The 11,963-nt window shown below is 73.3% G+C and carries 10 protein-coding genes, 1 tRNA gene and 1 pseudogene; 6 read left to right on the plus strand and 6 right to left on the minus strand.

Features of this window, described 5'->3' with window-relative positions; all coding sequences use genetic code 11:
- Positions 1-1,282, plus strand: a 1,282-nt coding sequence (locus HYE82_RS27075) for an EF-Tu/IF-2/RF-3 family GTPase (RefSeq protein WP_256987755.1), incomplete at its 5' end; no start/stop codon positions are given.
- A 118-nt stretch (positions 1,283-1,400) separates the two neighbouring features.
- Entirely contained in the window at positions 1,401-3,077 is a 1,677-nt protein-coding gene (locus HYE82_RS27080; protein WP_218783110.1) for a hypothetical protein, read from the plus strand.
- A gap of 134 nt (positions 3,078-3,211) precedes the next feature.
- On the opposite strand, the gene HYE82_RS27085 is transcribed toward HYE82_RS27080, so the two are convergent.
- Positions 3,212-3,772, minus strand: a complete 561-nt coding sequence (locus HYE82_RS27085; protein ID WP_179176787.1) for an HIT domain-containing protein — start codon at positions 3,770-3,772, stop codon at positions 3,212-3,214.
- Between the two features lie 67 nt (positions 3,773-3,839).
- Between HYE82_RS27085 and HYE82_RS27090 the strand changes: the two genes are divergently transcribed.
- On the plus strand, positions 3,840-4,526 hold the full coding sequence (locus HYE82_RS27090; RefSeq protein ID WP_179176788.1) for a potassium channel family protein: 687 nt from the start codon (positions 3,840-3,842) through the stop codon (positions 4,524-4,526).
- A 15-nt stretch (positions 4,527-4,541) separates the two neighbouring features.
- On the opposite strand, the gene thrS is transcribed toward HYE82_RS27090, so the two are convergent.
- Positions 4,542-6,518, minus strand: coding sequence for a threonine--tRNA ligase (gene thrS / locus HYE82_RS27095; RefSeq protein WP_179176789.1), 1,977 nt, complete (start codon positions 6,516-6,518; stop codon positions 4,542-4,544).
- Positions 6,519-6,664: 146 nt separating this feature from the next.
- Between thrS and HYE82_RS27100 the strand changes: the two genes are divergently transcribed.
- Positions 6,665-7,279, plus strand: a complete 615-nt coding sequence (locus HYE82_RS27100) for an N-acetyltransferase (RefSeq protein ID WP_179176790.1) — start codon at positions 6,665-6,667, stop codon at positions 7,277-7,279.
- A 63-nt stretch (positions 7,280-7,342) separates the two neighbouring features.
- Here the strand turns inward: HYE82_RS27100 and HYE82_RS27105 are convergent, their stop codons facing one another.
- Together HYE82_RS27105 and HYE82_RS27110 are read right to left on the minus strand one after the other, a co-directional pair.
- Positions 7,343-8,581, minus strand: coding sequence for a hypothetical protein (locus HYE82_RS27105; protein WP_179176791.1), 1,239 nt, complete (start codon positions 8,579-8,581; stop codon positions 7,343-7,345).
- Positions 8,581-9,171 (minus strand): DUF4365 domain-containing protein, encoded by a 591-nt coding sequence (locus tag HYE82_RS27110; protein ID WP_179176792.1) that lies wholly within the window; start codon positions 9,169-9,171, stop codon positions 8,581-8,583. The genes HYE82_RS27105 and HYE82_RS27110 overlap by 1 nt, the downstream gene beginning before the upstream one ends.
- A 213-nt stretch (positions 9,172-9,384) precedes the next feature.
- On the opposite strand from HYE82_RS27110, the gene HYE82_RS27115 reads away from it, so the two are divergent.
- A complete protein-coding gene (locus tag HYE82_RS27115) occupies positions 9,385-10,110 on the plus strand; it encodes a 3'-5' exonuclease (protein WP_179176793.1) in 726 nt (241 codons plus the stop codon).
- A gap of 86 nt (positions 10,111-10,196) precedes the next feature.
- Here HYE82_RS27115 and HYE82_RS27120 read toward each other — a convergent pair.
- A tRNA-Val gene (locus tag HYE82_RS27120) sits at positions 10,197-10,268 on the minus strand.
- A gap of 33 nt (positions 10,269-10,301) precedes the next feature.
- A complete protein-coding gene (locus tag HYE82_RS27125) occupies positions 10,302-10,790 on the minus strand; it encodes an SRPBCC family protein (protein ID WP_179176794.1) in 489 nt (162 codons plus the stop codon).
- Between the two features lie 101 nt (positions 10,791-10,891).
- Between HYE82_RS27125 and HYE82_RS27130 the strand changes: the two are divergent.
- Positions 10,892-11,963: pseudogene (locus HYE82_RS27130) on the plus strand (hypothetical protein); the annotation flags it as partial.

The raw sequence follows: 11,963 nt of genomic DNA on the forward strand, positions 1-11,963 counted from the left end.
CCTCGAAACCGCCCCCGTCCCCGTCACCACTCCTGACGGCGCGGAACGCCCGGCCGTCACCTGCGACCCCGACGGCCCCCTCGTCGCCGAGGTCGTCAAGACCTCCTCCGACCCCTACGTGGGCCGCATCTCCCTCGTGCGGGTGTTCTCCGGCACCCTCCGCCCCGAGCAGACCGTCCACGTCAGCGGCCACGGCCTGACCGACCGCGGTCACGAGGACCACGATGTCGACGAACGCATCGGCTCCCTCACCTCCCCCTTCGGCAAACAGCAGCGCCCGCTCACCCACGTCGTCGCGGGCGACCTGGCCTGCGTGGCCAAGCTGGGCCGCGCCGAGACCGGCGACACCCTCTCCGCGAAGGACCGGCCCCTGCTCATGGAGCCGTGGCAGATGCCCGACCCGCTGCTCCCGGTCGCCATCCAGGCCCACAGCAAGGCCGACGAGGACAAGCTCTCCCAGGGCCTGGCCCGCCTCGTCGCCGAGGACCCGACCATGCGGCTGGAGCAGAACCCGGACACCCACCAGCTCGTCCTGTGGTGCCTGGGCGAGGCCCACCAGGACGTCGCCCTCGAACGCCTGCGCACCCGGTACGGCGTCCAGGTCGACCCGGTCCCCCACAAGGTCGGCCTGCGCGAGACCTTCGGGGCGAAGGCCTCGGGCCGGGGCCGGCACGTCAAGCAGTCCGGCGGCCACGGCCAGTTCGCCATCTGCGAGATCGAGGTCGAGCCGCTCCCGCCGGGCAGCGGCATCGAGTTCGTCGACAAGGTCGTCGGCGGCTCCGTGCCCCGGCAGTTCATCCCCTCCGTCGAGAAGGGCGTCCGCAGCCAGGCCGCCCGCGGCGTGGCCGCCGGCTACCCCCTCGTCGACATCCGGGTGACCCTCCTCGACGGCAAGGCCCACTCCGTGGACTCCTCCGACGCCGCCTTCCAGACCGCCGGCGCGCTCGCCCTGCGCGAGGCCGCCGCCGAGGCCACCATCCACCTCCTCGAACCCGTCGCCGAGCTCACCGTGCTCGTGCCCGACGACTACGTCGGCCCCGTCATGAGCGACCTCGCCGGCCGGCGCGGCCGCGTCGTGGGGACCGAGCAGGCCGCCCAGGGGCGCACCCTGGTCCGCGCCGACATCCCCGAGATCGAGATCAGCCGCTACGCGATCGACCTGCGCTCCGTCTCGCACGGCACGGGCAGCTTCACCCGCGACTACGCCCGCCACGAACCGATGCCGCCGCACATCGCCGAAAAGGTGCGCGAACAGCTGGAGAAGGGAAGCACTCTGACGTAGGACCGGGGAGCCGCCCGTCCAAGCCTCTTGCGGCGGGCGGCATTTCCCTGTCCCATGACCGTGGGGGCAGATACGCCGATAGGCTCATCCGCGCGGCACAACAGCACAACGCACAGCGATGGGGGCAGCGGTGGCGGACGACGGATTCGACTTCAGGCCCGGGGCGCAGATCCCACTCCAGGGCGGTGGCGGCCAGACCGCCGCGACCAACGCCCTCGCCTCGGCGGCCTACCGCGACGGGGGCAAGGACACCAAGCTGTCCTCGATACTCGACGCCAACAACGAGTACCACTCCTCCACCGTCAAGGCCCCGAGAATCTCCCTCTTCGAGCCGAACCTCGGCGAGGCCTTCTGCCGCGCCGTGGAGGCCCGGACGCTTCCGGCCGGACGCAAGCCGATCATCCAGTCCTTCGGCGCCGACCCGCAGACCGTGGTGGAGCACTGTCTGGCCGCCTCCCACATCCGCAAGGAGCGCGACCGCAAGCTGCGCCTGATCATGCTGGTCGCCGGGGTGGTGTTCCTGCCCGGCCTGCTGCTGTGGCTCGGCCTGTTCCAGCTCCGCAAGACCCTCGTGGGCAGCGAGAAGTACGCGTCCTGGATGAGCACGCTCGTCCTGGTCGGCATCGGTGTCGTGGCGGCCGTCATGATGTTCCGGCTGCCGTTCGACGGGTTCCTCGGCCTCTACCTGCGCGGCATGGTCATCGCGCCGGCGCTCGGCTGGTTCCTCGCCCGCCGGATCTGCGAGTCCACCGCCGCCGACCTGCGCTCCCGCTGGGACGGCCTGCTCTCGGGGGGCGGCGTCGGCGCCAAGATCCCCGAGGCGGTGCCCGGCAACCCCGACGAGAAGGCCCGCGAGGACCTGCGCCACGCCCTGGCCAAGCTCACCGCCGAGAACCGCAGCAACGCGGTCTTCTACGCGGGCCCCAAGGGGATCCTGGGCATGGGCACCCGCTGGGGCAGCTGGCAGCTGGCCGAGGAGCTGGTTCCCAAGACGGAGGGCGCGGACATCCACCCGTTCCGCAGCTGGGACGTCATACGGGCCATCGACACCGAGCTGCGCAAGCTGGAGCGCGGCCCCCTGCACACCGGCGGCCTCCCGCCCGCGTCCGTCCAGCACTGGATCGTCGCCCCGATCGGCGAGGGGGCCGGCGAGGTGACCCGTCCGTCGGGCGCGGACGTGGACACCTTCCTCGTCAAGCCGCACGAGATCACCCGCATCTGCAACGAGCAGCAGTTCAGCGGCGGGAACCGGCACTACCTGGGCATCCAGTACCCGCTGTGGGACGGTCAGCTCGTGATCACCATGCTGGTCACGGTCACGGTGCTCTACAAGACGCTGCGGGTGGAGGTCACCGGCCACGCCCTCGGCCCGGTCCACGGCCTGTTCGGCACGAAGTCCAAGCCCCCGGTGGTGGAGGTCCCCAAGTCGATCAGGTTCTGGGAGACGGTGGAGCGCCCGCTGCCCCTCGTCGACGCCCAGGAGGTGGTCCGGCTCGCCGTCCGGGCGCCGCTGACCTGGTACCCGCCGCTGCTGGACTACTTCGGCGGCAAGCTGGTGCTGCCCGAGCCCTTCGGCGCGCGCCACGTGTGGGCCGGCCAGCCGTGGCGCCACCGTTTCATGGCCGACGACGCGATGCGCGCCGCGACCCCGGTCCTGCGCGCCGTCCACGCCGCCGCGATGCGGGTCCTGGACGAGAACGGCGTCGACACCGAGCGCTTCGGGAACCGGTCGATGGTGGTCAGCGGCCTCGTCCAGGACGCGTCCCCGCGCAAGGCGGACGTCTACGACGCGTAAGCGCTCCGCGGGAGGTCCGGCCGTGAAACCGCCGTCCGGCGGGGGTCGGCCGGGCGGTTCGCCGCCGAGCGGCGCGGAGGGGTGGTCCGGGGGCGGCGCACGGCCGGCCTCCGGACCACCCGGGTCCTTCCGGCTCAGTCGTTCGGCCAGGCGTCGGCGAGCATCTGCCGGGTGTCGGCGAGGAGCTGCGGGAGCACCTTCGTGTGGCCGACGACGGGCATGAAGTTCGTGTCCCCGCCCCAGCGGGGGACGATGTGCTGGTGCAGGTGCGCTGCGATGCCCGCGCCCGCCGCCGAGCCCTGGTTCATGCCGATGTTGAAGCCGTGGGCCCCGGAGGCCTTGCGCAGCGCGACCATGGCCCGCTTGGTGAGGTCGGCCAGCTCGGCCGTCTCGGCCGCGTCCAGCTCCGTGTAGTCGGCCACGTGGCGGTACGGGACCACCATCAGGTGGCCGCCGTTGTACGGGTAGAGGTTCAGCACGGCGTAGACGTGCCTGCCGCGGGCGACGATCAGGCCGTCCCCGTCGGACATCTCCGGGATCCCGCAGAAGGGGCAGCCGTCCCCGGCTTCCGGGCCGGTGGGCTTGTTCTCGCCCTGGATGTAGGCCATGCGGTGGGGCGTCCACAGCCGCTGGAACGAGTCCTGCGTCCCGACGCCGTTCTGCTGCTCCGGCTGAGTCGTCATGTGATGCAGCATATGACCTTGCCCTCGCGCGGCGTGTCGTCGGGGCGGAGATCGGCCTGCGGGCGGGGATCCTGGCCGGATGCACGAAGTATCGGACGAGCGCAGGCAGCGCTGGGAGGCCCTGACCGAGGTCCCGCTGCTGATCGCCTCGCTGCTCTTCCTCGCCGCCTACGCCGTCCACGTCCTCGTCCCGCCGACGGAAAGCTGGCTGCACGGCATCGCACTCGCCGTCATCGGCCTCACCTGGCTGTGCTTCGCCGTGGACTACCTGGTCCGGATGGCACTGAGCGGCCTGCCCCCGCTGCGCTTCCTGCGCTCGAACTGGCTCCACACCCTGGTCCTGGTGCTGCCCATGCTGCGCCCCCTGCGGCTGGTGCAGATCTACGCGGCCCTGCAGCGCCGGCGGGACCGTCCCCGGATGGAGCTGTACGCGCGGGTGGTCGCGTACGCCGGGACCTCGGCCTTGCTGCTGGGCTTCACCGGTGCCCTGGCGGTGTACCAGCAGGAGCGGTACGCCCCCGGGGCGAGCATCCTCACCTTCGGGGACGCGGTGTGGTGGACGTGCGAGACGCTGACGACGATCGGGTACGGGGACGTGGTCCCGGTGACGCCGATGGGCCGCTCGATCGCCGCCGTGGTGATGGCGTTCGGCTTGACGCTGCTGGGCGCGGTGACGGGCTCGTTCTCCTCCTGGCTCATCCAGGTCTTCGAGCGGGACGAGAAGGGGCCCCCGCGGAACGGGAGTTCCCCGGGGGCCCCTCAGTAGGCGCACGGCGTCCGGTCAGACCTGGACGCGGTCCTCGACGACCTTCACCAGCTTGGCGAGGGCCTCGTCGCGCGGGATGCCGTTCTCCTGCGAACCGTCGCGGTAGCGGAAGGAGACGGTGCCCGCGGCCATGTCGTCGTCCCCGACGATGATCATGAACGGGACCTTGAGCTTCTGGTGGTTGCGGATCTTCTTCTGCATGCGGTCGGAGGAGGCGTCCACCTCGACCCGCAGGCCCTTCTTCTTCGCCTCGGCGGCGAACTCCTTCAGGTAGTCCACGTGCCCGTCGCCGATCGGGATGCCGACGGCCTGGACCGGAGCCAGCCACGGCGGCATGGCGCCGGCGTAGTGCTCCAGCAGGACCGCGAAGAACCTCTCGATGCTGCCGAACAGGGCACGGTGGATCATGACCGGGCGCTGGCGGGAGCCGTCGGCCGCGGTGTACTCCAGGTCGAAGCGCTCCGGCAGGTTGAAGTCGAGCTGGACGGTCGACATCTGCCAGGTACGGCCGATGGCGTCGCGGCACTGGACCGAGATCTTCGGACCGTAGAAGGCGGCGCCGCCCGGGTCCGGGACCAGCGGGAGGCCCTGCTTCTCGGCGACCTGCCGGAGGGTCGCGGTGGCCTCCTCCCAGACCTCGTCCGAGCCGACGAACTTCTCCGGGTCCTTGGTGGACAGCTCCAGGTAGAAGTCGGTCAGGCCGTAGTCGCGCAGCAGGTTCAGCACGAAGGTGAGGGTGCGGTCCAGCTCCTGGGCCATCTGCTCGCGGGTGCAGTAGATGTGCGCGTCGTCCTGGGTGAAGCCGCGGGCCCGGGTCAGGCCGTGGACCACGCCGGACTTCTCGTACCGGTACACGGTGCCGAATTCGAACAGCCTCAAGGGCAGCTCGCGGTACGAGCGCCCGCGCGCGTCGAAGATCAGGTTGTGCATCGGGCAGTTCATGGGCTTGAGGTAGTAGTCGGTACCACCGTCGAGCTGCATGGGGGGGTACATGCCCTCCGCGTACCAGTCCAGGTGGCCGCTCTTCTCGAAGAGCTGCCCCTTGGTGGCGTGCGGGGAGTAGACGAACTCGTAGTCCTCCTCCTCGTGCCGCTTGCGGCTGTAGTCCTCCATGACCCGGCGGATGATGCCGCCCTTGGGGTGGAAGACGGCCAGGCCGGAGCCGATCTCGTCCGGGATGGAGAAGAGGTCCAGCTCGGTGCCGAGGCGGCGGTGGTCGCGCTTCTCGGCCTCGGCGAGGAAGTCGAGGTGCGCCTTCAGCTCGTCCTTCGACGGCCACGCGGTGCCGTAGATGCGCTGGAGCATCGGGTTCTTCTCGCTGCCGCGCCAGTAGGCGGCCGCGTTGCGCATCAGCTTGAACGCCGGGATGTTGCGGGTGCTGGGCAGGTGGGGACCGCGGCAGAGGTCCTTCCAGCACAGCTCGCCGGTCTTGGCGTCCAGGTTGTCGTAGATGGTCAGCTCGCCGGCGCCCACCTCGACGTTCGCGCCGTCGTCGGTGGAGGCCGAGCCCTTGATGCCGATGAGTTCCAGCTTGTACGGCTCGTCGGCGAGCTCCTCGCGGGCGGCCTCGTCGGTGACCACGCGGCGGGAGAACTTCTGCCCGCGCTTCTGGATCTCCTGCATCTTCTTCTCGATGGCCTTGAGGTCATCGGGGGTGAAGGGCTTCGCGACGTCGAAGTCGTAGTAGAAGCCGTCCCGAACCGGCGGGCCGATGCCCAGCTTGGCCTCGGGGAAGAGCTCCTGCACGGCCTGCGCCATGACGTGGGCGGTGGAGTGGCGCAGGATGTCGAGGCCGTCCGGGGAGGAGATCTCCACGGGCTCGACGGTCTCGCCGTCCCGGACCGCGTAGGAGAGGTCCTTGAGCTCGCCCGCCACGCGCGCGGCGATCACGGTGCGCTCGTCGGCGAAGAGGTCGGCGGCAGTAGTGCCCGTGGCCACCACGCGCTCGTCCCGCTCGGAATCGCGTTGGATGATCACACGGACGTCTGACACCGGTTTCTCCTGACTGAAGGAATGCCACAGCGAACGCTGCGCGACTGAATCGTACCGAGAGCGGCGGCCCGCCCGCGAAACGGTTATGCCTGTTCCCGCGCTGATTTCCGTGCGGGGCGCGACCTCCCGTTCGCTAGCGTGGGGGCATGGCGACGACGACCGGGCCGGTGGGGCCCCTTGACCTCGGCCACGACGCGACCGCCGCCGCCGTGCACCGGATCGGCAGGGCGGCGTACGCGGTGGAGGCGCGGCTGATCGGCTTCGACGGCATACCGGCGCTGCGCGAGAGCCTCGCCGAGCTGCGGGAGCGGCCGCTGCGCTGGCTGGGGGCGGCGGGCGCCGGAGCGGAGGGGTCGGCGGAGGGGTCGGACGGCCCGCTCGCCGGGTTCCTGGCCTGGGAGCGGGAGCCGGACGGCTCGGTCTGCGTGGACCGGCTGTGCGTGGACCCGGCCTGGTTCCGGCGGGGCGTGGCCTCGCTGCTGCTGCGGGCCCTGCTGGCGGAGGTCCCGGCCGACCGGCCGGTGAGGGTGTCGACGGGTGCGGCGAACGCTCCGGCGGTGGCCCTGTACGAGCGCTTCGGCTTCGTCCGCGGGGCGGACTTCTCCCCCGCACCCGGCCTGCTCATGGCCTCCTTCACCCTCGCCCCGCGCACCGGCCCGGCGGCCGGAGGGCCGGTCACCGGCCAGGCGCGGCGTCGGCCGAGCGGCCGCGGCGGGGTCGGCGGCGGTCCGGCAGCGCCCCGCGGGGGCGCGGGGAACTGATCGACCGGCCACGACCGGGCCGCAGACGGTCGCCGGGCCCTCGCGGCACCTCCCGCAGAGCGCTCAGTCGTCCGCGGACAGGACGTCCGACGGGTCGAGGGACTCGTCCATGGACTTGATCAGCCGGTCGCGCTGGGCCTCGTCCAGGGGGACGGCCCGCACGTCGCCGATCTCGGCGACGCTGCGGAAGCCGCCCCGCCGCTGGAGCAGCCCGGTGACCCTGATCGGCACTCCGGCGAGGTGGGCGTGCCCGGCGATCCGGTACGCCCGCTCGTCCAGGGCCATCCGCACCTGCGGTACGTCGGCCCCGGACAGCACCTGCAGGCGGACCGACCCGCCGGCCGCGGGTGTGGTGCGCCGCATGCGGACCACCGTCCCGGTGACCTGCACCGGGACCGAGGGCTCGTCCCGGGTGTAGCGCGCCGAGGCCTCGCGCAGCGCGGGCAGGTCCCCCGGGGAGAACTCCACCGGTTCGGGCCGGGCCGCGCACCCGGCGGGAGCCCCGGCCGCCGGCGCCCAGGCCAGCGCGATCCGGGCGCCCTCCGACCCGCTCACGAGCTCGATCAGCGCGTCGGAGAGCTCCCGGCTGACCCCGGCCTGGACCGCGGCGTCGAAGGCCTCCATCCCGCCGGTGGTGCGCCGGTAGTCCACGGCTTCGCGGGCCGCGTGCAGGGCGTGGTGCAGCCGGGTCAGGGTGCCGCGGCCGCCGGCGACGGGCAGGTACGCGGTGAGCCGGCCCCCGTCGGAGGACGGCCCGGCCACCACCCCGTCGAGGTCCCGTTCGGCCTGGCGGCGGTGCCGGGCCCCGTAGTACCCGGCGGTGGACCGGGCCGCCAGCGCCCCGGCGAGCAGCAGGCTGTGGGCGGCCGCGCGCAGGTGGTCCTCCACGGCCAGGGCGCGCGGGCTGCGGCCGGGGATCCGCACGATCTGGGGGTTCTGCCGCTCCCAGCGGATCTCGTCGCTGGGCACGTTCAGCCCGTGGAGCACCTCGCGGGCGCAGGGCAGGGCGCCGCGGGCGAGCGCGGCGAGCGCCTCTTCGAGCAGGTCGGTGCAGTCCGGGAAGGCGCGGCTCTCCGGGACGAGGAGGCTGGTGCCCGTGCGGGCCGCCGGGTCGGCCGCGGGCGGCGTCCACCGTCCGTAGATGCCGGCTGCGCCTCCGCGGCGCTGCCAGCCGTGCCGGCGCAGCAGGACGCCGAACACAGCCGGGTCGACCCGTTCGGGGTCGGGGACTCCCGGGGCGGGGCGGCCACCGAACTCCGGCAGGGCGGCGGGCGGCTGAAGGCGCGGTGGCGGCCGGTGCATCAAGGTGTCCCTCCCGACCCGACGCGGGTCATGATCTCGCACAGCGCCCGGTCGTCGAAGACCCGTGTGGTGGGGATCCGGACGGTGGTGCGGCGCCGGCCGGTCACGGGGTGCCCGGCGAGGTTGGTCCAGTAGCAGCAGTGCCGCAGGTCGAGCCGGTCGTGCCCCGCGGACAGCCAGCGGTCGCGCTCGCGCGGGACGAGCATCACGACGAGGATCTTGTGGACGGCGACCGGGGTCCGGGCCAGCTTCACCAGGTGGTCGTTGTCCAGGGTGAAGGCGAAGGTGGGCCCGGGTGGTTCGGGCGGGATCTGGTAGGTCGCCTTCAGCTGCACCTTGATGGTGACCTCGTCGTCCACGACGTGCTCGGGCGCGCCGTGGCTGACCTGCCAGTCGATGCCGTTGTCGGGGAAGGGCTGGGACAGCGAGCAGCCGGCGGCGGCCGCGACGGCGTGCAGGTATCCCACTTGGAGGGTCTCCATGCAGGCGGTGGTGGCGAGTGTGCCGCGCAGCGGTGCGGGGCGCGCCTGGTCGCGCGCACCCGTGCGCCCCTGCAGCACCCCGCCCGGTTCGGGCTGTGTGAGTGCCATGGCCGGATGCTCCCCATGCCCTTGCGGGCTCTGGCCGGATGAGAGCGGGCGGGGTGACGGCCGGTCATGTGTGCGGTCCCCCAAGGTGGTTGTCTCCCCAGCGGGCGGGCCGCAAACGGCGTACGGCGCAAACGGGCCGGGTATCACCGATTCGGGCAAGGGTGGCGTGTTCGACGTACGCCCCATCTGCCGATCGGGGACGAGGAGTTCGCCATGACACGCTGGTACGAGGGCCCGCTGGCCGCATTCGACACGGAGACGACCGGGGTGGACGTGGAGCAGGACCGGATCGTGTCCGCCGCTCTCGTCGTGCAGGAGTGCGCGGGCGGCCGGGTCCGCCAGACGCGCTGGCTGGTCAATCCGGGGGTGCCGGTTCCGCCGGAGGCGACGGAGGTGCACGGCCTGACGGACGAGTACCTCCAGCACAACGGCCGGTGGCCGGCGCCGGTCGTGGAGGAGATAGCCCGGGCGCTGGCGGAGCAGCAGGTCGCGGGCCGTCCGGTGGTGGTGATGAACGCGCCGTTCGACCTGACGCTGCTGGACCGGGAGTTGCGCCGGCACCGGGCGTCCTCGCTGGCCCGGTACCTGGACAACCGGCCGCTGACGGTGCTGGATCCGCGGGTGCTGGACAAGCACCTGGACCGGTACCGCAAGGGGCGGCGCACGCTGACGGACTTGTGCGAGCACTACGGGATAGAGCTGGACGGCGCGCACGACGCGGCGGCGGACGCGCTGGCCTCGCTGGAGGTCGTACGGGCGGTGGGCCGCCGGTTCGCGGGCCGGCTGGAGAGGCTCTCGCCGGCCGAACTGCACACGCTGCAGGCCGTGTGGCACGCGGCACAGGCGCGCGGGCTGCAGGCGTGGTTCGCGCGGCAGGGGACACCGGAGGCGGTGGATCCGCACTGGCCGCTGCGGCCGGAGGTGTCGACGGCGGCGTGAGGCGCGGCGTGAGGCGGTGAGCGCGAGGCGGTGGGGCCGCACATGCGGAAGGCCGGTCCGTCGTATGACGGACCGGCCTCTCCCGGTGGGCGATACTGGGATCGAACCAGTGACCCCTTCGGTGTGAACGAAGTGCTCTCCCGCTGAGCTAATCGCCCGGGAACGCACTGAACAATACAAGAGGCACGGGGTCAGGTCCAAACCGCGTCCGGCCCGGCTGCGAGCCGGGCGGCCAGGGCGCGCCGTCCGGCCCGCATCATCAGCACGTGGTTGAGCCGGAAGAGCGGCCGCGCGGGCAGCGACAGGCGGCGCAGCAGGGGCCGCCGCACCTCGACCTCCTGCTCGTACAGCACGCGCGTCCCGCCGCCGCCCGGGCGCGGGCGTACGGTCCAGCGCGCCCAGCCCTCGACGTCCCCCTGGAGGGCGGCCTCCAGGATCCGGCGCGCGGGGTCGCGCAGAACCTCGGAGGCGGTGATGCGGAGCTCGTACGGGAGGGTGGAGCGGATGCGCAGTGCGCTACTGTGCGCGTCGATCCGCTCGGTACGGCGGACCTGCGGCCACCAGCTCCCGTAGTCGTCGGCCTGTTCCAGTACGGCGTAGACGCGTTCGGGCGGGGCGTCGAGGTCCCACAGGCTGCGGAAGCGGTAGCGGCTCCACCGGCCGCGGCGGCTGCGGTCCATGGCTTCAGTCTGGCCTGTCGGCGGGGGCTGGGGTGTACTCAGCGCGGATCTGAGTACGCGCACCCATGTCCGCGGGGCGCGAGCGGGGCCACACTCCGAGCATGAACATGCCTCTGCCGCCCGCCGAGGAGCTGGCGCTGATCGACCGTGAGCTGGCGCAACTCGACGCCCGGCGCGGGTACTTGCTGGCCCGCCGGGCCTGGCTGCTGCGGTTCGCGATGGCGTCCGGGGCTCGGTCCGGGGCGCATTCCGGGACGGCTGCCGGCCGGGTGCCGGTGGTGCAGACCGTGCGTACGGCGGAGGCCTCGGGTCCGGGTGCGCAGAACGTGCTGCTGACGCTGGGCGCGGTGCTGCTGGCCGTGGCGGCCCTCGCGTTCACGCTGGTCAGCTGGGGCTCCCTCGGGATCGGGGGGCGCTCGGCGGTGCTGGGCGCCGTGTCGGCGGCGGCGCTGGGCGCGCCGGCGCTGCTGCTGCGGCGCGGGCTGCGGTCGACGGCCGAGTCGGTGGCGGCGGTCGGGCTGCTGCTGACGGTGCTGGACGCGTACGCGCTGCACGCGGTGGCCCTGCCGGGGACCGGCGGCACGGCGTACGCGGCCGGGGCGTCGGCCGTGCTGGCCGTGGTGTGGGCGGCGTACGGGGCCCTGCTGCCGAGGCTGGCGGTCCCGGCCGCGGGGGCGGTGCTCGCGGCGCAGCTCCCGCTGCCGCTGGCGGCGCTCGCGTCGGCGGAGGGGCCGATGGGGCTCGGGTGGGCGCTGCTGGCGACGGCGGCCCTGGACTGCGCCCTGGCGGTGTTCGGGGGCTCCGCGGCGGCGCTGCGGGCACGGGCGGCCTGGACGGGGCCGGCGGTGTGGGTCCTGGCCGCGGTCTGCGGGGCCGGGGCGCTGCTGTGCGGTCTGCCGGGGCTGGCGGCGGGGACTGCGGCCGCTGCCGCGGATCCGGCGCTGCTGGTCGGGGGGTGCGCGGTGCTGGGCGTGGCGGTGGCCTGGCGGGTGCCGGCCGCGTCCGGCGCCGCGCTGGCGGGCGGTCTGGCGGCGGTGGCGGCACTGGCCGGACCGGCACGGCCTGAGCTGGCGCCGGGCTGGCCGGTGGTGCTGTGCCTGCTCCTCGCGCTGCCGCTGCTGGGGGCGGCCGGGGTGGCCGCGCTGCCGGGGGCGGTGCGGCGCGGCCTGGGCC

This window comes from Streptomyces sp. BR123, from assembly GCF_013401435.1.
GTDB lineage: Bacteria > Actinomycetota > Actinomycetes > Streptomycetales > Streptomycetaceae > Streptomyces.